The organism is Gammaproteobacteria bacterium, assembly GCA_013697705.1.
Lineage (GTDB): Bacteria > Pseudomonadota > Gammaproteobacteria > UBA6002 > UBA6002 > UBA6002.
The window spans coordinates 1-21,910 of record JACCWJ010000044.1; the positions used below are offsets into that span (position 1 = coordinate 1).

Below are 21,910 nucleotides of genomic sequence, written 5' to 3' on the forward strand. Positions count from 1 at the left end.
TGCTTCTCGGATTGATGTGAATTTGTTTCTGCCGCAATTATCATATTATCTCCTCATTAATTGTTGTGAGTGATAATATGCAGATTATTTTTAAAATTAAAAAGGTGTGGTTAAATTAGCGCTTACAATGAAGTAAAATTTTTATCCCATTTTAAATCTAGTAGTTAGTTGATTAACTATCGGTGCATGTATTAGAAAATGATAAGGCAGATAAAAAGAGACCCTGCTCAAATTCAGGGTCTCTTAGAAGGAAGTGAATTATAAAAACTAGCTGTAATTAGTAGTAGTAACCACCACCGTAGTAGTAGCTGCTACCATAACCACATCCGCCACAGCTATAACCACATGGTTTGTAGCAGGTGCGGTAGGTGCATGTATTACAGGTGTTACATCTATTATATGTTTTGCAACATCCATAGTTTCGGTAATGAGTTCTGTATTTAGCGACATGGCATGTGCTGCATCCGTAGCCTGCTTGAGCTGGTGCTGAGAAGCCAATTGCTGCTCCTGCGAACGCTAAGCCCACAGCCATTGTTAGAACTTTTTTTGTGGTGAATATTTTTGACTTTTGCATTTTTATTTTCTCCTTTGTTGCTAATCATCGAGGACAATTCAACAAAAAAACGTAAGGTATATTTAAAAATTAAATCCTTACATATGTATATTTAGTATACCTGAGCTTCCTTTTCCATGTGTATTAATGTAAATAGAGTTATGTTTCTGATTGCATGATGATTAATAAATAAGAAGCGTCGCCGAATAATGTTGCATAAGTTAGTCTTTATGTAATAAATAAATTGTAGGTTGATCCGTCACTCCAGAAATTTGCATGTTGTCACTTAGTTGTGGATCACTAATGAATTTCTTAGCACTGTCAGCATTTTTCCATTCGCATAACAATGTCACTTGATGTGGATTATCTTCATCTCTAAACACCTGGCAGCTTTTTTCTCCATTTGATTCTCGCCATCCACGAATACACTCTCCATCGTATTCTGCGCGCCAGTAGCTGTAATCTTTTACTGTATATCTTATGAATAAGTAGCATCGCATCGTAGCAGCTCCATTAGGTACGTTTATGTCTAATATAAGCATACTATAATTTGTATAGAGGTGCTGAGATGAAAAAAACTATAATATTTTTATCCCTTCTTTTTATGATTTCTATAAGCAGTGCCGAGTATAGAATAATGGGCTACTATCGTGATACTGCGTATGGTGATTATGTGATTGTCTATGGCTATTATCAATCAGATGGCCGACTTGTTCTGTCCCATTGCAGAACTGATGTAATAGCCAAAGATATTTATTCGAACCAAGCTTATTTGGATATAAATAACTGCTCAATACAGCAGCGGGTAACACCTGTAATGACTTCGCCTAATAGTTTATAAGTAGTGGGTAAAGAGATGGATCATGATAAGAAAAAATGTCAGGTGGTGATAGTAGGGGGTGGTGCCGCAGGCTTAGAGCTCGCCATCCGTTTAGTCAAAAATTTCCACCGCGAAAAAAATATTCAAGTAACTCTAGTGGATGAATCGCTACGTTATATTTGGAAGCCTTTATATAACGAAGTTGCTGCAGGCACTGTAGACATTGCTCAGGATGAGATCAACTATATCACTTATGCACACCGAAAAGGTTTGAACTTTGTGCTGGGAAGTTTTTGTGGTTTGGATAAACAATTGAAGCAAATTACAATTAGTCCTGTCCTTGACGACGAAAAAAAAGTCATCATTCCGCAGCGACAAATTCCTTATGATTATTTGGTGATTGCTGTGGGTAGTGTAAGTAATTCCTTTGGCATTCCCGGCGTAAAAGAAAACTGCTATTTCTTAGACAAGTTAGTGCAAGCAGAACGATTTCAAAGAAATTTTCTCTATGAAATTTTGGCATTCATCCAAACCCATGAATTTGACCAAAAAGAGCTTAACGTTGTCATCGTCGGAGGCGGAGCTACCGGAGTAGAGCTTGCCGCTGAATTAAAATATGCGCTTTCCAAAGCAATTCATTACGGTTCAAAACCTTCTGGGTTAGTAGAAAATTTAAAGATATCGATAGTTGAAGGAGCCAAAAGAATACTCCCTAACTTATCAGAAGAAATCTCTGTAAAAGTGACTAAAGAATTACGAGAAATGGGGATTGTGGTTATCCCTAATCAACGGGTCACCAAAGCGCTTGCGACTGGTTTAGAGACGGCGAGTGAATTATTCTTAACGGCAGATGTAATGGTCTGGTCAGCGGGTATAAAAGCGCCTGACTTTCTTGCAGAATTAAATCTTGAAGTAAACTCGTTGAATCAACTCATAGTGAAACAAAATCTGCTCACCAGTAATGATTACATTTTTGCCCTAGGAGACTGTGCTGCCTGCATGAATTTAAAAGATAATACCTTGGTGCCTCCCCGTGCTCAGGCTGCGCGACAACAAGCAGCCTATTTAGCGAAGTCATTTAAAATGATGTTTAAAGGTCAACCTGTTCCTGATTTTGTCTATAAAGATTATGGTTCCTTAGTCTCATTGAGCCGAAAAAATGTTGTGGGAAATTTGATGGGCAAAGTGGGTAACTTTTTTATCGAAGGTAAGTTGGCCAGGCTTTCGTATCTTTTCCTGCACAAAGAGCATCAAGCGACGCTCTTTGGCATTTGGAAAACATTTTTACTAACAGTGAGCAATGTTTTTACGCGTAAAATTAAATCTGGAATTAAGCTCCATTAGTATGTGTTGATGCTTGATTTTCCCCTTCTTCAGTTTTCAAGTTTTTATAAAACTCCTGGCGTTTCAGGTCTTGTAAAATTGAAAAGGTAGAAGTCTCTTTATCTGTTTTTGCCCACTGAAAGCGGAATTTAAAAAATAAAAATCGATGAGTTTTGATACGAGGCTTGACCAATGCTTTATAAAGTTCGTTTTCCGGATTATTTAGGATATTTAAACCATAGCATGTATTCGAGTCACTCATAGTTTTTAAAAAGCAGTTTATTTTGTCTGCCTTTGTTTGTGCGTCTTTGTCCCCATTTATCGCATCCAATTCTAATTCTCTCTTCTGTTTCAATAACCGACGCATGGGTGAAGAGTTGCTTAGGGCCAATAAGCCCACATGTTTTTGGTGATTATCTAAAAAGGTTACTGGATCAGTTAAGAGTGTCCAAGAGGTGTATGTTTTTTCTTCATTTTTTTTTGGATAAACCTGAAAAGTCACCTCGGCTGTGTGGAGCTCAGGTCTTTTCCCATGATTTATATATTTAACTGCAACGAAGTTTACCGGCTTATCCACATGACCATTTTTAATATATGCCCTTCTGAAAGTGCCACTCTTAATACTTCCCGATTTTTCAGTGATGGTGTCTTTATAGGTAACCCCTACAGCATAAATATTTTCTTCATCAGCGATATTGTTTTCTTCCCATAACCTAGCCAACCCAATGGAAAAATCGCCGCCATTACGAGGTTTAGATTCTTTTTTTATACTTTTTCTACTTTCGGACTGAAGCTTCATTTTTACACCTAATTATACTTGTTGAATTTCTGCTAATAACCATGAACCATTATCACTTTTTTTGAAAGTCCAGATTTCTGTCGCTACGGTGGGTTCTGTTCGATCGCCATCAAGTAGGGTATCTGGTGACTGGCTGTCGACAGCATAGTCAACGGCGCTCCATGTCATTGCCACGCGAGCCATAGAATCGGCCCCTTCTTGCCAGGAATCGAGTACTTCTTGTTTTAACAACTTAACCTGAGAAATGTAGTTCTTAATATTGCGTTCTTGATTTTCTCTGATAATTTCTGAAAAGTTTTGCAGCATTTCAGGCGTTGTTAAACGCTGTAGTTCAGAAATGTCATATTGTGACCAAGCGTTTTGGATGCGCTGTAACAATGTTTCAAACGATTGTTGATCTTGCTCGGTCAGACTGCCGGCTAATGGCGTTGAGCCTTTAGATAAGTTGAGGAAATCTTTTATATCCATCTTGCGAGGCGAGGATCCCTCTTGATCAGGATTCGTTCTAAAATTACTGTCTTGATTTTTTCTACGACGATTTCTAAATAATCGCCACACTAAGTACGCTCCAAGTAAAATTAACACTGTTCGTAAGAAGCCTCCTTGAGCTGGGGCTTGTTGTTCTTGAGAGGTTGGCGTAGTGGCTTCTGTTTTTTGAGGCGTATTGGGTTGGAAGATTTTATTGTATAACCACACGCCTAAAACGCCGGAGGCCAGTCCTGATAAGAAAGAACCGGAGGATGACCGAGCAGCGGCAGCGGGGTAAGCCGTTGCGGGACGAGGAGTGTATGGGGATGATCGATAGTCAGAGCGAGGACGATAATTATAGCCGCCACCTCCTTGGTAGGATCGACTGCTACGATACCCGCCACCGCCTCCAGGACGTGACCCAGCGCGTGCTTCAGCAAGTAGGGGAAGTAGCAAACTCATTATGAGTACCAGAGAGACTATTTTTTTAACCATTTCCATATGTCCATGCCTTTTTTTAAGATTGTGAAATTATAGAGAATAAATACTTTAATTTCACTACCGTAAGCGTTAAATAATCATTGCTCCAGATTATGCGGTAAAGGTCTCCTAAATAGATGCCGTCACCTTCTGGCAAAGATGTTTTTCTGTATTGGGGTGGTATGAAAGTTAGGGGTTTATTTGTAGTGGTTCCTTGATTTCGCTTCGCTGCATCAAGGCTACAAAGTAGCCTTGATGTACGAAGAAGCAGCTCAGCTATAAATCAACAAAGACTTAGCTAATCGATAAGGTATTATCTGCTTCAATAGGTTCTTCGCTGATTTTATTATTAGCTTTATTAGGGGCTAAGAAGCCATATCTGGAGTTAGCCACTGAATCAACAACAGGGCGAGCCTGCGACCACGCTTGTTGGACGACTTGTGACCTTAGGCTTTCCAGCTGAGTGATAAAAGGCTTTACTAAGTTTGCGGTCTTAAGATCGTTTTTGCTGAATTCTTCTAATCCTCTAAGTAGACACGTTATTTCATCATCCTTAGAGATATAAGGCTTTACTAATGTTGCGATCCTTTCCTTCTCTTGGTTGTATGCGTTAGATTTGCTTTCATCACGTTGGGTGTATGTATTTAAAGCGTAAAGCAAGCGACCTGCTTCCTTAGTACTGAAAATAATTTGATTCTTATTCAGTAAGGGAGCGTGAGCCGCAAGAAATTTCTTGGTTTTTTCAATGTATATTAGTGCGATTTGTTGACGATTAGCAGGACTCGGTTGACCAAAAGATTTTGAAGGTGTATAGAGGCAACCCAAATTCACCGGTTGTGCTGGGATAAGATTGTTCCCTACAGGCTCAAGTTTAAAGCGCAATTCGGAAAGGACATCTTCGTGAGTAAGCGGGAGATTTTCTATGGATTTTTTTAATCCTACATCAATTGAGTCAACCCAAAATTCCGTTTTTATTCTGTGCTGAAAAAAGTCAAATGCGTCAACGAGATGACCGGTGGAAGTACGATTAGCGATTTCGTCACGTTTTAATACGGTCTCTTTGTTCCTGATTTTGCTAACATTTGGATTTTCCAAAGTAAATACAAAGGCTCTTTGAATGTGGCCTAGATGAGGTATGCAGGGCTTGTTTGTATCTAAAGAATGCGGTGTTAACTCATGAGATTTTTTGCCTGAAGACATGGGGGGCACTAAAATTGCTCCTAAGGAGGTGTTAGCGTCATTAGCCTCATCTGAAATGGCCGCCCACGTTTTGGTCAAGTTGAAAATCATGTGAGTTGATAATGCAGAATTGATAGCATTAAATCCAGTGTAATCCTTTAGCTCATGAAACAGGTAAAAGCTGGTCCAAATCCACCGCTCTAAAATGAGAGCCCGTTTCTCAGCGCTCTGTTCTCTAACATATTCACACTGAGTGTCTAGGGGGGGATTTTTAGTATCTAAAATGTCTTCTGTCACAAACTGCGAGACTTTGTTAATGTGCCCTGTGTATTCTGCTAACCCCGGTTGGTTTGGATAATTCCAGGGTGTGAGAAGTTCTTCTCTAGTCACTTTTAAAAATTTTTCTGCATCCATACTAGCAATCGTTTTGGCATTTAAAACAATAATTTTTTTGCTTAATTCTTTAACTTTCAATGCGAAAGACGCATTCTTCTCAATTTCAGCCTTTACTTTTGGGTTAATTAAAAAGTTGTCAAACCTGGCTATATCAAAACCCGATGTGCCGAATTTTGCCGCTATTTTTTTAAATTCCTGGCGAACATTGATAGTATATTGTTCCGCTTTGATGCTTCGCTCAACAATTAAGTCATCGCCTCTTTTTTCCAGCTGTTGGAGGGTTTGAGTCAGTTTCCTATCAAGCTCTTCTTTTCTCGCGGTAATTTTGGGGAATAATAATTCGGCCGCTGGCTTTTCATCTATAAACTTAGCCAGATCTTTCAAGCTTTTAATAAATAGGTCATCAAAAAAAGTATTAGGACGTGTTGCCTCTAATACTGATAGGGTCTCTTGTAATTCGGTCTCAATAGCATACAGTTTCTCGAGTTCCATTGTTGCGCGTAGCTCCATTTTTGCCAGCTCTGAGACAGTGGAGGCATTTCGCAGCTCTTTTTCCACAACAGTATGCAATTTAGAATAAATGTGTTGGTAATTTCGCTTTAAATTTGCAATTTTCATTCGGTTCGGAATTCTATTTGGCATTTTGGCGCCTCGTTTGCATGGTGTTAATAAAGGTTTTCTAGTTAGAATCTATAATAAAGCTTATTGGTAATTCCCGCAATCAAATATTGCTAAAAATACATGAAAAAGCAGATAAAATATCAAGTGTTAATGTTATCTTAATAAATGGAAAGTCAGAAGGGGAACGGTATTTGCGTAAAAAGGGGTTTTTGAGGATTTATTAAAATAGAATAATTAAGAAAGAATTAAAGGGCGTGGATTACTCAGTAAGTTTGTTTTTTTGCGAGGGAGATAATTGCGAGATTTCTCGGCTTAGCGAGAAGCTGAGGAAGGTTCTAATTACCACAATGGTTGCTAGTATTCCTAAGGAGTAATAATCGGGCGTAGTCGTGGTCTCAATGACATCAGCGGCAATAATAAACTCTAAGCCTAAAACTATCGTTTGGCCCAGATCCCTTCTTATAAAGTTAACGCCTACGGGAGATTCTGGCTGAATTTTTCGAGGATAAAAACGCAGTACTAAAAAGCGATATAAGCTGATTATGACACCTACTAAGATAATAAACGTGCCCATGGCGGAAATAACGGCCTTAATAGAGAAAAGCACCATGTCTAAGGCAGAGGGTGAGACATGGGGGGTGTGACGGAGCAAGTTATAAGCCGATTCGATCCAGGTCATTATTGCTTCGCTTAATTAGTATATAGAGTAGGTTTAGCTGCGGGGGCAGATCTTTGCAAGGCATCTGCTAAGATTTAGGTTATCATTAAGCTGTTCGGACATTATTACAAAAATTATTATAGAGGATATCTTATGAATATAACGCAGGTGTTATCTAAGTTTGGTTTGTCAGATCTATCAAAAATAGTTTTTGGAGAAGCAGTTACCCATAACGATTTAACGGTCGTCCCGGTTGCCAAGATAAAATATGGCTTTGGGTGTGGCACAGGCAGGGCAATGAATGAAACTGGCCAAGGTGCAGGCGGCGGTGGCGGCGGTGTGGTTTCCCCCATAGGCTTCATTGAGATGAATAATGGTCAAACAAAATTTAAAACCATCAGACCTCCTATGTCTCTTTTATCTATAGCGACAACCATTGCGCTGAGCAGCTTGGTGCTTGCGCGGATATCGAGAAAATTTATTAAGAAATAGCAGCAGTATCCACAGTTCTCAGCCGTCGGCCCGCGACTTGATCGCAGGCCGATTTCTTTCACAAAATTTGTCGTATGTGCAGCGCTTATCTCTTTAAACCAATGAAAATGCTAATTATTGACTATTTAATTGACAGAAACTTGAGCGCAGAGTAAAAATCCTCCTTAGATTTATCAAATATATGTAGGAAAAGACGATGGATAATAAAAAAGAAAATGAACATCCTATAGAAGAGTATAAGCTACAGGGTAAGGTGGACCCAAGACTATTCAAAACAATCGAATTTTTCAGTAATCCTCCTAATAAAAAAACAATGAGCCCAACCCGGAGTCGTCGCATAATTAACATTGATGGCAATCCTTCTATGGGAACGGGGAATTCCTCCTTCTCGCCGCCGCCATCGGAGCCCCCCTCAACACCAAAAGGTATGAAGGCGCGTCCTAATTCTCCAAATCTAATGCATAACGATATTAAAAAAGAAGAGAAGCCCAGCAAACGTTTAAGTGTGCACCAGCAGGATCTCATAAGCAGCACACGGTTAAACAATGTTCAAAAAGAGGCTATTTCAGCTACTTTAAATAAAAAACCTACGAGATCCGATTCTTTGCGAAATGTAAAACAAGAAACTCCAGCACCCTCATCTCCCGCTAGAAGTAGATTTAAGGGTATGTCATTTACGAGTAGACCTAAGGGTGGAAAAGTTCATGATAGTGCAGAAGATAATCAAAATAATAACACCCTGACCGTGGGTGCTAGAGCGAGAACGTACACTACTCCCAATCCCCCTAGGCCTCTGACGCCTATCATGCCCTCTTCAATGGGAGCATTACAGAAGAAAGAAGAAGAGGTAGTGAAGCAGGAAAAAGCACTGGAGGAAAAGAAACTTCAGCAAGAAAGTGAATTACAAGAAAAAGAGAAAGCACTCGAAGCAAAAAGAATAGAGCAGGAAGCAAAGCTAAAGATCAAAGAATTAGCTTTAAAGAATAAATTTAAAGAACTCATTGTAGTTACCAAACAAAACCAAGAAGCTGCCCAAATATTAAAAAAAGAAAAAAGTGAGGTCGCTCAGAGTAAAAATGATCTTTATATTCAGGCTTTTTTGAAAGCTTACTGTTTAGATAACTCTACTGCTGCTATCGATACTTGCTTAGCAGCCAACTACGATATTGATACCATCATTAAAGATGGTAAGACTTTATTACATTTGGCGATGGAAGAGAGAAATACTCCAGTCGCTAAATATTTACTTACTAATGACAAACAAAAACCGACTCGTAATATTCAAGATAAGTGGGGTTTTACGCCATTACACTATGCTGCAATAAACCACGATTTACCAATGGTTCAGCTATTGTTATGGAAGGAAGAGCTGATTAGTTATCGCGATGATTATGATGAAATTCGGCAACGGATTGATAGAACCTATCTTAGTAATGCACTCATAAAAGATAAGAATGGGCAAACTCCGCGCGCACTTTTGGATTCCAAAAATGAGGATTTCGGTGCTCTAGAAAATGAATTATTGCTCGGGGAAAGTAGAGCCAAAGAAATTTATGCGAAGGTTGTGCAAACAAAAGAAGAAGAACTAAAACGTTTAATGGATAGAAAAGATAGCTTCATGCCAGCTGGTTTTGGAAATCCGAAGACTCTCCTTGAAAAACAGCAGGAGATGGGATTGTTTATTAACACACAACTGGATGGTATGCGTGAGCGAATAGAGGCCACTATTATTTTAGAGGAAGAAAAAGATATTGTATTAAGAGAATTAGATGAATTTCAACAGAGTGTCCAGCAGGATATAAGCATCTTACGAGAAATTCCTAAAAAAAATAATCCAGAAATATCTTCTTCGCCTTCTACCAGTCCTACCCCAAAAAGGCCGCCTTTAAAATTTAGTCTTTCGGCTGGTAATATACAAAATATTAAGCATAAAGCAGAAGATGTAGCTAGAAATATCTCACCTGGGAAAAAATCGTAATTAAGTTATCCCCCGATTGATCAGGGGAATTAAATCTAGTGTTAGGATATATACCATGGCCTTTCATTGCCCTCGTAAAAATTAATTACCATAAGGGTCCTCTTATGCAGATCGACAACTTATTCTTTAAAAAGATAATAGTGCTATTTTGGACCCTTTGGTGGCTGATTGCCTTATGGACCGATATTGTAGGTGCCCTGGCGCATTTTAATTTGCTTCATGCTAGCTGGGCCCCGGATACGAATTTCCCTTTTTTAATTGCAACATTGAGTATGTATAAAGTACAACCTTGGGTTCCGAACTTTGCATTTATCGGAATATTAATCTGGTCAGCCCTATCCACCATCGCTTTTGTATGGGCAAGTATGGGACTCTGCCGCCGACAAGAGATATGGATGGCACGGGTAAGAACAGCATTTATTATTTCCTTGTCATACTGGCTGGCATTTTTTTTAGCAGATCAACTCGTCATGAAATTTGATTTAGAACAGAATCATATGGTGCAAGGAGGATTTGAATTATTGACGTTTCTTTCGCTGTATTTACTACCTAATAAGAATGAAGTAATTATGGACTAGTGTGCATGGGGTCGCTTTTTCGTGTGTAAATAACTTAAATTTGAATGCTAGGAGGTACCGGAGCCTCGTCTGGATCTAAATTTTCACCTAGTTTAACCTCACTCGCGGCCGCCATCTGGTCTTTCGGCGCTTCTCGAAGAAATTTTAGTAGCAGCGGAGAATATTTATTAGGTGCAGGGGGACGTTGTGGATTATATAGTCGAGATAAGTGGGATAGTAATTTAGCAGCGAATTCAAGCGGTAGTTTAGCAGCTAGCTGGAGCAGTTGTTCAGCAGCTAATAGGAGTGATGGTTTAGCTGGAAGCGGAGCCACTGGGGGTGGAAATTTGTCGGCTAATTGCTGATCTCTATTCGATACTATAGAAGATTCTGGTTTACTCACTACATAAGGTTGCATGGATAATGCAGCTTCTTTATATTCTTGTGCCGCTTTATAGAAAGGAGAAGTGGGAGGAAGCATATCAACAGCGATTAGGGTATTGTTAATGGATTCCGCACTTTTCCCCCCCTGCATCTCTGCTTTTTTCAATAGGTTTTCTAGTCTGGCCTGTACTTTGGGAGTAATGTGATCTTTGGTCAGTTCTGAAAGTTCCTCGTATTCGAGTAGGCAATCATTATTGGCGCTAATGTAGGCATTCATCAGTTCATATTGAGCTGATAAGTAATCAAGTGGCGAGTCATTAGTTACTTTAGAGTAGTAATGAATAGCTAACTTTTTTTGCGGTTCTTGATTAAATAGACCCCTGTTATAAACATGTCCTAGAAATAGATGATTATCTTTTGGAACCTGCTCCATGAATTCATTAACCATTCTTACTTTTGTTTCATCAGAGATTAAAGAATTAAGATGATCTCGAATACTAAACTTGGGTTTTGCCATTAAATAAGTAAATGTTGCTTCGTGTTTAGCGAGAATAGAAATTGGCAATGATTGCATTAGCGCGACCAATGCGGCGGGACTTTGTTTAACCGTTTTATAGATCAACGCTACAATACGTCGATTAGATAGTAAAACGTTTGCTGTTTCAGGATTGTTTTCTAGTATAGTTATTGCTTCTTGACCATTCTTGATTAGTTTGAGAATAGATTTTTCTTGTAGAAGAGAACATGAGTGAGGATGTCGTTTCATCAGAGCCGTTAACCAAACGATGGAATTACTCGCTGAGGCAATTTCAGTAATACAGCTTTTTTTCTCCTTTTGCATCCCTTTGGCGCTAAAGTCCGTTGTGGGAAGTTTTGCACGTACTTTTGGTAGCTTGCCTAAAAAAGCGAACATATGGTCATTGCTATATAGAGCAAAAAACTGTAAAGGAGATAAACTATTCTTAGGATTCTTGGCAGTTATATGCGATAGATTGTCATCTAATTTTTTATCGATAGTAAATTTTATAAGGAGCTTAAAAACTTCGGTGCTATTTGACCAGGCGGCGATCTCATACGCATTTTTATTGGTTTCAGTCAAAGGCAGCAGTAACCACTCAGGATTGGTGTTTAGTAATTTTTGTACAAATTCGATATCATCATGTATGAGAGCATGGACGAACTTTGCTTTGGTAGCTCTCATTGGATTTACATAGTTTTCAACACCTCGGTTTATTACTTCATCTGGGCGCTCATTCACATCATTTGTGCCTAATAAGTTAGCCCCATTATTTATAAGTAAAAGCGCTAACGCTTCATGCTGACAGTATAAAGCGAGATGCAATGGAGAGTACCGCTTACTACGACCATCTAGTAGCTGAGTTTCGTGACTTACGTTAACATCAGCGCCCTGGTCAATTAGAAATTGGGCCGAATTCACCCGGTTGTGCATAATTGCATGGGATAAGAGAGAGAATGGTTGCTCAGAAAAGCCACTATTAATAATCTTGGATCTTGCATCGCCTGTGCATCTACGGATTTGATCAATAAAATAAGATACTATGGCAACTTGGTCAGATTGTACTGCATAGGCTAATGGCGACGTACCTTCTCTAATAGGGACCCACAACCAATTTTCATTCTGTTTTATAAACTTCTTTATTGTTTCGAGATCACCCTCGTTAATTGCTGTTGCATATTGTTTTATTTTATTTGCAAGTATATTTTGTTCATCAGGAACCACAATAATTTCATAAGGCGCAAGAGTGGCCCCATTGATTTTTGACAAGGAGGCGCCCTTCTCAATAAGATGATTCATTAATGCTTCATTTTTGTTTAAAATTACAAAATGTAAGGGAGTGAATTTATGCGCCCCTTCTTTATATTGAACGCTAGAAACTTTATTGACATCCGCTCCTCTTCTAATGAGATACTCCGCAATGTTGCTACAATCGTTATGAACTGCCCAATGTAAAAGATCAAGATCGGAATTAATAATAGATCGTGCGGTTTTGCCTGTTTTCTTTGCCACTTCTGTCAATAAATACTCTAATACTTCTACGTTATCTGTTTCTACAGCAAGCTCTAGTGGTTTCCTACCTTCAATAGAAAGCAATAGCCAGTCGCTATTCTGATCGATATATTTTTTGATTAATCCGAGGTCGCCAGATTGAATAGCCTCAGCGAAGGTTTTCTTTTTTTCATTTAAATAATTAATAAAGGGAGGCTTTGTTTTACGGGTAATCTTATCGGGAGCATGGGCGGTCTCTCCTTGGAGTAAGGGAGCTCCGTGGTCGAGCAAGAATTCAGCCAGTTGCCGATTTTCGGTATATAGAGCTATGTGTAAGGGCGTCCACTTGAAATTATCTGTTGGTGTAATCTGGGTGGGAGCTGACGTGTGTAGATCTAAATTTTTAATATTCTCTGTTAAGTAAAACAGAATATCGTTAGCACCAAATAGTGCACATTCATGAACGAGGTTTGCTTTTTCAAAGAGAGAACTGAACTGGGGAAGGGTGTCTTTCCAGTTGCTAAAATAATAATCAAATTCCTCTAAGTTCCTATGTCTGATACAAGTTTTTAAGACAACTAATAGCCATTTACTATCAGCCTTTAGGTATTCTTTAACCATTGTTTCGTTACGATTTTCTAAGGCTGTGATTAATTGTTCTTCGGGGTTTTTAGTGTTTTCCTGTGGAAAAGATTTTTTTGAGTGATTATGCTTTATATATGAACGAAAAAATTTTGCTACAGCTTCTTTTGAGGCATTTCTACCTTGTAACTTCCAATAATAAAATTTTGAACTCAGGTTAGAGACTGCATTACTAATGACTGTGCTATGTGTTTGGTGAGTGAGCGTGGCAATTTCATTTAAAATAAAGCTAAATATATGACTTTTGTCATGAACCGCAGCGAGATGTAGGAGGGTAAAATCGTCAATAATAGGTTCGAGTAATAAATCTGGATTGGATTTTAATAAAGTTTGAAATTTTGCTAAATCGCCTTTTTCAATAGCAGTTGTAAGTTCTTTCTTTAGCATAATTAATTATCCGAAGTAGAATAGTATTGCTCTCTATTTTACGATTATTTTATTAAATAAATCTTAAGACTTAGTAGATATTAGGGTTTTTTCAGGGTAACGGCATCAAAAACCCCCTTGCCTCAACATTGGAGGCTTGAATTTCCCTGGATTTCGCTACGCTACATCCAGGCTACGACACCCTCAAAGTAGCCTGGATGTAGCGTAGCGAAATCCAGGGCATATTCAGTTTGATGCGTTTGCCATGGGTTTCCCCCCTTTGTACTGGACAAAAATGGGTTCTACTTGCCGTCGTACTTGACCCACCCTCCCACGTTGTCCTGCCCTCTACCCTTTCATCGTCGTCCCGCAATTTGATTGGCGTTGTCGCCTCCTAGCTGTGTACAACTTGTATCGATCTCTGAAATTGCGTTTAAATCATGTCTTTTGTAGGTATACTGCTTGTTCGATTTTGACCAGGGATAGTTGAATGCAAGCCATTTCACAACGAATGTTTTTTTATAGCAGCTTATTGCTAGCAATTTATGGCACATTTTGGCTTATAGGCGGACTATTTTACGCTTACGTCGGCAGTAACGTCGTGTTTCCCTTGCAAACTTTCTTGAGCTCGTCAACTACTACCATCCAAGCGTTTTTCACTCTCTCTAAGCCTTTTGCAAATATATATGTGCTTATTTTCTCATTATTTGCCCTTGCTGATCTCTCCCTGGTTCTCATTGGAGGGGTTTTTTATTATCTATTCAGAGACAGTTACAAAGGGGTTATCATCCTACTATGTCTTTTAATTGGTGGCGGGTTTGGCACTATTGTTGATATTTTCTTGCTGTCTTATTGGCATGTTATCTGGGCTGTATTACCCAATGGGAGTGTCAATACGTTGCTTCCATTCTGGAATTCACTTGGAGTGATCGAATACTTCACGATTTGGTTGTCCGCAGCAGGGTTCTTAATGGGTACATTAGGATACTATTCGATTTATTCTGTGGCTCAAGAGAAACAGGTTTTTTCAAAATCATGGCGATATCTAACGCTTTTTTCAACATTTCTGTCGGGATTATCCGTTATCGCCATTATTCTCAGTTTATTTGGTGCGAGTGATTTATTTATCGGTATATTGTTTTTTATAGCAACAGTAATTATTAGTCCTTTATGGTCGTATTGGACAATTTTTGAATTAAAAAAATTATAAACTCGAGTTAACTATTCAGCACTAATTTTTGAATTTTGCACGAACGTTCAGTTTTCCTTTAAATTCAGCCGAAAATGGACGTTCGCTTCTAGTGGCTGAATAGTTACAACTCGAGTTACTTCCAGGAGGAGAATACATGAAATTAGGGAAATTTTTTATAGCGGGTTTGATCTTAACCAACAGTGCTTATGCCTTAGGCAGCGATTGCTGCTTCGTACCTTACTGCAATAAATGGTCATTCGATATAGGTTGGCTGTCCTTAAGACCCACTGATGATTTCTTGACCCATATCAATTATTTAACTACCCAAGCGGTGGGTGGCACTACTTTTTGGGCAATAGATAATGCAAATACGGATTACCTTCCTGGGTTTCGTATAGCATTACATTACGATTATTGTCCTCTTCAGAGCCTAAACTTAGCATATGGTCATGTAAGTGGGATCACGAATACCCGTGTAGATGTGCCAAGCGGAAGCAAGGCGCTTTCCGCACCAATAAGTTTTTTCCTGAGCTCGGATGCGGCGCGGGCCTTTATCGGTAATGTGACAACAGTGGCTCTTTCTCAAAAAACCCATTTTGATAACGTTGATCTTGTATACAACAAAAGTTATCCCGTTAATTGCTTTGTGAATCTTGATCTTCTGGTAGGAATTCAAGCGCTGGGTGTTTCTGAACGTATGAATGTAGAGCATATATTAACCAATGCTACTGGGGAATTTGGCGCTGATAATGTGCATTATAATAATAATTCTGTAGGGGTAGGTCCTGAAATTGGTGCTGGAGTTAGTTTAAAGCTGTTGGAAAAATTAAGCCTCTTTTCATCTGCTGAGGCGATCGTATTGGGAGGTTATTCTAGTAGTAAATTTCATGAGCATTTCGCTGCAGTAGGAGCCACCCCAAACGATCTCAATTTACATTTTGATGACAGCACGCGTGTAGTACCCGGTGTCAGTGGTCAAATTGGGCTGCGTTACAGCAATGATTTCCGACATTTTGGTTTCAAAATCAGTGCGGGTTATCAACTTGCCAAATACTTTAACTTTATTGATAACAATGCCTTTATTGATACTGACCTAGGTAGCATTACCACCGGTGTTGCCATCACCACCCCTCATGAAAAACGTGAACTTTCTGATTTTTCTGTTGGAGGATTTTTTGCATCAGTGGGTGTCCATTTATAATATTGTAGGTCTCCTCATTATCGGGTCTCGTGCGATCACCTTCAAGGTGGTCCACGCCATACCTTGCCCCGAGATTCGCGAGACATACCCCCGTAACTTAAAGGTTAATCTATCGACGGGGTTTTGGTTTGGGACAACTACCGGCATTGTGATCATTTTCCCCACAATACTCACACATATCAGTAGGAGGCTTTAATAAGGCTGGCTGAGGTCCTTTTTTAGGATTGTTGCTCGAATCATTCTGATGTGGAGGAGAAAAAAATCCTGCCTTTTTCGGTTGTTGGAGGAATGTATTAAAAGGATTCAGCGTACTCATCTTATTTAATGTTTCACGCATCGCCTGGGTTTTAGCAGCCATCCATTTCCAAAAATTATCAGAAAGAGGTTGTGGCTTTAATGATTCATTCATGGAGCACCTGAATTAATTAGAATAATAAGACCATTTTAATATATTTATATTAATTTTCAATAAATACATGCTCTTGATAAAAGAATAAGCGAAACCATTCAAAAGCTTTTATATTAACTGGTCTCAGTCTACACTAAACGACCTGACCCGCAGCCCACCCTGAAGACCAGGCCCATTGAAAATTATAACCCCCTAACCAACCTGTGATATCAAGTACTTCGCCGATAAAAAATAATCCTTTGACATCATTTGCTTCCATCGTTTTAGAAGAAACTGCTGCGCAATCAACTCCTCCTAAGGTCACTTCAGCTGTTCGATAGCCTTCAGTCCCATTCGGTTTAAGCTTCCAGTCATTAATTTGTGCGGCCACCTGAATTAAGCTTTCGTGAGAGAGGGTGGCTAATTTCATCTCTGTAAGATGAGCATCCAGACAGATTTCGATGAAACGCCGGGGTAGATATTCTGCAAGAATCGTTTTTAATTGTTTGTGGGGATTTTGCACTTTGGCAGATTTGAGCAGGGAGAGGGCATCTATATCTGGAAGCAGGTTGATTGATATTTCCTCACCCGCCTGCCAATAAGAAGAGATTTGTAATATGGCAGGGCCGCTTAACCCTCGATGAGTGAATAAAATATTTTCTCGAAAATGCTGCTGTGAATTTTGAACCACACTATTGACGGCCACACCGGATAAAAGTGCAAGTTTATCGCGCTCTTGAGGTTGTAAAGTTAATGGAACCAATCCTGCCCGCGTGGGCCAAACTTTAATATTAAATTGCTCGGCTACCTTGTAGCCAAACGGGCTTGCGCCCAAGGTAGGGATTGAAAGACCTCCTGTCGCAATTACTAAATGTTGACAGTGAAAATCTCCCTGATTTGTTCTGATTTTGAAGTGGTGATCACTTAGTTTTTCAATGGATTCTATTGCAGTATTCAGGCGGATTTGGGCATTTGCGCTATCACATTCAGATAATAGCATCTCTAAAATAGCTTTCGATTTAAGATCACAAAATAGTTGACCAAGACATTTTTCATGAAAAGGGATCGCATGCTTTTTTACTAACTCTATAAAATCCCATTGAGTGTATCGACTCAATGCCGATTTACAGAAATGAGGATTATGCGAGAGGTAATCATCAGGGTTAATAAAGTAATTGGTGAAGTTACAACGCCCCCCTCCAGACATGAGGATCTTTTTCCCGGGTTTATTGGCATGTTCTATTACAACAACTTTACGGCCACGTTTCCCAGCTTCTATTGCACACATTAAACCGGCAGCACCCGCCCCGATAACAATTACCTCTACTTTTTCCATGAAAAAATGTTAAACATCTCGGTTATTTATTTATTTATTTATTTATTTATTTTTCTTTTCTTTTTTTGCAGCTCGTTTTTCTTGCGGAGTTTTAGAGGGTTTTTTTTTGGTTTCTTTTTTGGTGTCTCTTGATTTGGCCATAGTAATCTCCTTGTTGAAAGAGCGCAAATAATGGCATCCATAGACTTGAAGTTCAAGATCTTTCCCACAGCTGGACTATTTAAAGCTGAACATCGCCTCCTTTAAGCAGCGCTTTCTTATCCCTGCAAAAATTGACCTTACACTATATGGGGTGTCCTAAGCCGCTCAATTTAGGGTTCCAATGCGCCAGCTCGGCCCCTTCGTTATACGTCGATTCAAAAAAGGAAAGTAACGTGTTATCGGGATCACTGGATTTATAGACGTCTTCGTAATGCAGAATAAATTCAGCCAGCGAATCATCCCAGCGTGCTTGGTTGGGTTCAATCGTTACCGAGGCTATATTTTGAGGCTGGGGGTACGTAAATGAATAATAAGCTGCGTGGGGGTACATTTCGTTACCTGCCCAGAACCCTGTCTCTACCTGCTGCTCATCCATTGCATTGCGCCGAATATATCCAGTATTCATTCCTGTGGGGGCTACGTCTTTACCATTGAAACGTACCTCTCTTAAATCTAAAGTGCCCCACATTAAGGCGATCGAGGGGGTTTTGCCTGTGAAGGTTGCATGGTATTGCTGCATCACGCGTTGGGTGCTTACTAGAATGCGCCACCAAGCATTAATCACGGCTGGATCATAAGCCTGTGATTCAGTATCGTCATGGAATAAAATGGGGTGAGGCACTTCTTGAGGTTTAGGAGAAATCTCTAGATCTATACTTAGATTTTTTAAACAAATAAAAACCTTCGTCGTCAGTTCTGCGACAGACATTGAAGATAGGTTAAAGCTACTGGTTTCCCCCCATGTGGTCGTACAGTAAACTTGATGCGCGATAAGATTTACGTCGACAGAGAATCCAGCATGCTTATAAGGTAGCAGACCTGTGGTTATGCCTTGACTGGTAACCCATAAACCCACATTTGACCATTCAGGTTCAAAGGGCGTAATCAATTTCAATTTCCCAATGATCTGCATGAGCATGTGTATTAAATGAGCAGACGGTTTGAAGTCTTCGTAAGCAAAAGCGGGCCAAGGGTCATAACGTTTAAAATTGTTCATCTGCCATGTCCTTATTTGAGATGCGTATTAAAGAACATAGAATACTGTTAGAGCAATCGCAAATGTTAGGCGGTTAATCCCGGTATTGAGTTAATCTGAGAAAACCGTAGCCTTGATGGAGTGAAACGAAATCAAGGATTTACGATGGTCAACTATCGAAGATATAAAATACCGGGTGGTATATATTTTTTTACCGTAACCTTGCATGATCGAAACTCGAATTTACTAACGGAGCAAATCACCTTGCTGGGTAATTCAATGCGCCAGATAAGAAAAGACCACCCCTTTAAAACAAGAGCCCTCGTTATAATGCCCGACCATTTACACTGCATTTGGGAGTTGCCAGAAAATGATGATAATTTTTGCATACGTTGGCAAAAAATAAAAAGCAACTTTACCAACAAAGTAAAAAATAAGAATATCAACCTAAGCAAGAATAAACAGGGTGAATATAATCTATGGCAACGTAGATTTTGGGAGCATTTCATCAGAGATGAAAAAGATTTGGTGAATCATATTCATTATATTCATTATAATCCGGTAAAGCATGGCTTGGTTAAAAGGGTGGCTGACTGGCCTTATTCCTCCTTCCATCGGTATGTACAAGAAGGCCTTTTGACAAGAGAGTGGGGGAGCGATCAAGATGAGGGTGAATTTGGAGAGTAAATCCTTGATTACGTTTCACTGCATCAAGGCTACGTGAATCAAGAAATCGTAGCCATGAAATTAATCTAAAAACCGTAGCCTTGATGGAGTGAAACGAAATCAAGGATTTAGTGAAGAAATGGCAACATTTCAAGGGCACAGCGTTCAAGCGATTAAAAAAATGAGAGAATTATAATGGATTACACTATCAGTTTTACAAATAAACCTTCTCTAGAAGAAATTGACGCACTATGCAATGGTCTTGAAAAACATGCAAAAAAAATCATCGGTAGAACTTCTTTCCACCCCTTTGGGTATCTAGTACATGATGATGAGGAAAGGTTAATAGCGGGTTGTACCGGCGTTATTATGTATGGATTTCTCCATATAAAGTTGTTATGGGTGGAAGAGGGCGCAAGGAATAAAGGTCTCGGAAAACAATTAATGGAAAAAGCAGAATCTTATGCCAAGGAAAGCAATTGCCAGTACATTATTTTGGAAACATTTGATTTTCAAGCGAAACATTTCTATGAAAAGTTAGGTTATACCATTACTTTAGTGTACGAAGGATTTGAGAATGATATCCAATTTTATTACTTTAGGAAAAAAATAAACTAGTTTTCGACACCCACAGCAGCGAAGGTGGACGGGAGAGTAAATCCTTGATTACGTTTCACTGCATCAAGGCTACCTTGAAATTAATCTAAAAACCGTAGCCTTGATGCAGTGAAACGTAATCAAGGGTTTAGCGAAGAAAGGGCAGGAATCAGACGGTGCAGTCCGCGAAATAAAAAATTGAAGGCACGTATTATGGGTAAACGAAAATTATTGCTATGGATTAATAAATACAAGTCGCATTTAGCACTAGTTATGTTGTTGTTACCATTAACCCTCCATGCCTCATTCATCGAATCCACGATGGGGACAGCGGTGGTGAATGATGCAACCGCCGTCTATTACAATCCGGCTGCGTTAGTGCTTTTGAAAACACCGCAAATGATAGTTCTTAACTCCGTAGGGTATTCTAGTACCCAATTTACGGGTCAATTTACTCAATCTAACACCGAGTTTACGCTTTTTGGTAATTCGATCACAAAAAACAATTACTATCTGCCTTCATTCTATATTGCTATACCCGCTAAAAATAAATTCACCATAGGATTTGCTGTTTTATCTAATTTTCTTAACAAAGATTTAGATGGAAGTTCTATCCTGCGATATGCTCAATCAAGTAGTAGTATTCAGAATATTGATTATGTTCCCGCATTAGAAGTTAAAGTAAATCAATTTCTCGCTCTAGGCGCAGCCTTGAACTTCTCCTATGCCGATTTCTTATTGAAGCCAACAATCGGATTTCCAAGCTTAAATATTCCAGATACCCAAAGTCGCAATGAATGCAATGGTAAGGGCACAGGCTATGATGTGGGTTTATTGCTTAAGCCCAGTAAGGCCACCACGATTGGATTCAATTACCGCAGCTCGATTACCTATAGACTTAGCGGGAAAAGTATCCTGGAAGGAGATCCCCAATTAATTTCTAATCACTATGGGTTTACTTTTTGGACTCCGGCCAGAAGTGTGCTGTCTATTCATCAGTCTCTAACAGATAAATTAGGCGTAGTGGGCACTATTCACCGCATCCAGTGGAGCATATTCGATGACATCAATATTCATGGCATTGCTACTCAAATAGGACCTCGACGCGCAATTGTAGATGCTACTGTTCCCCACCACTTACATGATACTTGGCTATTAACATTGGGTGGTCAATATCAAGTTACACCTAGATGGATAATTCGACTTGCCAGTAGTTACAATCAATCGCCCGGCAATGGCAAGTTACAGATAGTAAATGGTGATAGTTTTATCTTAGGAAGCTCAGTGGCTTATAAAATAAGCAAGAATATTAGTATTGATGGTGGCTATGCGCATGCTTATATTCTAAACGAAAATATTGATATTAAGACTCCTAGGAACCAAATTGAGGGAGTCACTAAGGGCGACGTAGACGTTTTTTCATTAAAACTCACCTTCAGTCTCTAGGGGTGAGGCGTGGTTCCACAAGGCATGTGCCTCTCCTCTATGAGGGGAGTACAGGTGAAGGTCCGACCCGGTCACATCGGTAATGAAAGTGACCGGACACATAGGTAACAGTAACATACTCCTAGTTAACAAAAATTGGGGAACTAGGATGCCATGGATAGAGACTGAACCTATGAATGAAAA

At 39.4% G+C, this 21,910-nt stretch carries 20 protein-coding genes; 10 read left to right on the forward strand and 10 right to left on the reverse strand.

The genetic code is table 11. From position 1 onward, the window contains the following. Positions 1-267: 267 nt before the first annotated feature. Both H0U71_08335 and H0U71_08340 read right to left on the reverse strand, forming a co-directional pair. Positions 268-498 (reverse strand): hypothetical protein, encoded by a 231-nt coding sequence (locus H0U71_08335; GenBank protein MBA2655053.1) that lies wholly within the window; start codon positions 496-498, stop codon positions 268-270. 276 nt (positions 499-774) lie between these two features. Next, positions 775-1,053, reverse strand: a complete 279-nt coding sequence (locus H0U71_08340) for a hypothetical protein (GenBank protein ID MBA2655054.1) — start codon at positions 1,051-1,053, stop codon at positions 775-777. Between the two features lie 68 nt (positions 1,054-1,121). Between H0U71_08340 and H0U71_08345 the strand changes: the two genes are divergently transcribed. Together H0U71_08345 and H0U71_08350 are read left to right on the forward strand one after the other, a co-directional pair. Beyond that, on the forward strand, positions 1,122-1,394 hold the full coding sequence (locus tag H0U71_08345; GenBank protein ID MBA2655055.1) for a hypothetical protein: 273 nt from the start codon (positions 1,122-1,124) through the stop codon (positions 1,392-1,394). A gap of 15 nt (positions 1,395-1,409) precedes the next feature. Continuing rightward, positions 1,410-2,717 carry an NAD(P)/FAD-dependent oxidoreductase gene (locus H0U71_08350; protein ID MBA2655056.1) on the forward strand — a complete coding sequence of 436 codons (1,308 nt, stop codon included), beginning with the start codon at positions 1,410-1,412 and terminating at the stop codon, positions 2,715-2,717. Here the strand turns inward: H0U71_08350 and H0U71_08355 are convergent. From H0U71_08355 to H0U71_08370, 4 genes are all read right to left on the reverse strand, one after another. Beyond that, a complete protein-coding gene (locus H0U71_08355) occupies positions 2,704-3,495 on the reverse strand; it encodes a hypothetical protein (protein MBA2655057.1) in 792 nt (263 codons plus the stop codon). The genes H0U71_08350 and H0U71_08355 overlap by 14 nt on opposite strands. Before the next feature lie 12 nt (positions 3,496-3,507). Beyond that, a complete protein-coding gene (locus H0U71_08360) occupies positions 3,508-4,464 on the reverse strand; it encodes a TIM44-like domain-containing protein (GenBank protein ID MBA2655058.1) in 957 nt (318 codons plus the stop codon). 273 nt (positions 4,465-4,737) lie between these two features. Beyond that, positions 4,738-6,660, reverse strand: coding sequence for a hypothetical protein (locus H0U71_08365; GenBank protein MBA2655059.1), 1,923 nt, complete (start codon positions 6,658-6,660; stop codon positions 4,738-4,740). 238 nt (positions 6,661-6,898) lie between these two features. Beyond that, the gene (locus H0U71_08370) at positions 6,899-7,249 is read right to left on the reverse strand and encodes a DUF1622 domain-containing protein (GenBank protein MBA2655060.1); all 351 of its coding nucleotides are present in this window, start codon (positions 7,247-7,249) and stop codon (positions 6,899-6,901) included. Between the two features lie 201 nt (positions 7,250-7,450). On the opposite strand from H0U71_08370, the gene H0U71_08375 reads away from it, so the two are divergent. From H0U71_08375 to H0U71_08385, 3 genes are all read left to right on the forward strand, one after another. Continuing rightward, positions 7,451-7,789 carry a hypothetical protein gene (locus H0U71_08375; protein ID MBA2655061.1) on the forward strand — a complete coding sequence of 113 codons (339 nt, stop codon included), beginning with the start codon at positions 7,451-7,453 and terminating at the stop codon, positions 7,787-7,789. Between the two features lie 196 nt (positions 7,790-7,985). Then, complete coding sequence (locus tag H0U71_08380; protein ID MBA2655062.1) at positions 7,986-9,767, forward strand: ankyrin repeat domain-containing protein; 1,782 nt, start codon at positions 7,986-7,988, stop codon at positions 9,765-9,767. Between the two features lie 104 nt (positions 9,768-9,871). Then, positions 9,872-10,345: a hypothetical protein gene (locus H0U71_08385; GenBank protein ID MBA2655063.1), complete on the forward strand. Its 474-nt coding sequence runs from the start codon at positions 9,872-9,874 to the stop codon at positions 10,343-10,345. 34 nt (positions 10,346-10,379) lie between these two features. Here H0U71_08385 and H0U71_08390 read toward each other — a convergent pair whose 3' ends face one another. Continuing rightward, positions 10,380-13,745 (reverse strand): ankyrin repeat domain-containing protein, encoded by a 3,366-nt coding sequence (locus tag H0U71_08390; protein ID MBA2655064.1) that lies wholly within the window; start codon positions 13,743-13,745, stop codon positions 10,380-10,382. A 469-nt stretch (positions 13,746-14,214) separates the two neighbouring features. On the opposite strand from H0U71_08390, the gene H0U71_08395 reads away from it, so the two are divergent. Further along, a complete protein-coding gene (locus H0U71_08395) occupies positions 14,215-14,934 on the forward strand; it encodes a hypothetical protein (GenBank protein MBA2655065.1) in 720 nt (239 codons plus the stop codon). Between the two features lie 136 nt (positions 14,935-15,070). Beyond that, positions 15,071-16,117 (forward strand): hypothetical protein, encoded by a 1,047-nt coding sequence (locus H0U71_08400; GenBank protein ID MBA2655066.1) that lies wholly within the window; start codon positions 15,071-15,073, stop codon positions 16,115-16,117. A gap of 109 nt (positions 16,118-16,226) precedes the next feature. Here H0U71_08400 and H0U71_08405 read toward each other — a convergent pair whose 3' ends face one another. The 3 genes from H0U71_08405 to H0U71_08415 form a co-directional block, all read right to left on the reverse strand. Continuing rightward, positions 16,227-16,526, reverse strand: a complete 300-nt coding sequence (locus H0U71_08405; protein ID MBA2655067.1) for a hypothetical protein — start codon at positions 16,524-16,526, stop codon at positions 16,227-16,229. Positions 16,527-16,659: 133 nt separating this feature from the next. After that, positions 16,660-17,841, reverse strand: a complete 1,182-nt coding sequence (locus H0U71_08410; protein ID MBA2655068.1) for an NAD(P)/FAD-dependent oxidoreductase — start codon at positions 17,839-17,841, stop codon at positions 16,660-16,662. A 283-nt stretch (positions 17,842-18,124) separates the two neighbouring features. Next, positions 18,125-19,039: a hypothetical protein gene (locus tag H0U71_08415; protein ID MBA2655069.1), complete on the reverse strand. Its 915-nt coding sequence runs from the start codon at positions 19,037-19,039 to the stop codon at positions 18,125-18,127. Between the two features lie 144 nt (positions 19,040-19,183). Here H0U71_08415 and H0U71_08420 point away from each other — a divergent pair, with 144 nt between their 5' ends. The 3 genes from H0U71_08420 to H0U71_08430 all read left to right on the forward strand — a co-directional run bounded on the left by H0U71_08420 (position 19,184) and on the right by H0U71_08430 (position 21,727). After that, positions 19,184-19,705: a transposase gene (locus tag H0U71_08420; GenBank protein MBA2655070.1), complete on the forward strand. Its 522-nt coding sequence runs from the start codon at positions 19,184-19,186 to the stop codon at positions 19,703-19,705. A 174-nt stretch (positions 19,706-19,879) separates the two neighbouring features. Beyond that, positions 19,880-20,302, forward strand: coding sequence for a GNAT family N-acetyltransferase (locus H0U71_08425; protein MBA2655071.1), 423 nt, complete (start codon positions 19,880-19,882; stop codon positions 20,300-20,302). A gap of 192 nt (positions 20,303-20,494) precedes the next feature. Further along, positions 20,495-21,727, forward strand: coding sequence for an outer membrane protein transport protein (locus H0U71_08430; protein ID MBA2655072.1), 1,233 nt, complete (start codon positions 20,495-20,497; stop codon positions 21,725-21,727). The last annotated feature ends 183 nt before the right edge of the window (positions 21,728-21,910 follow it).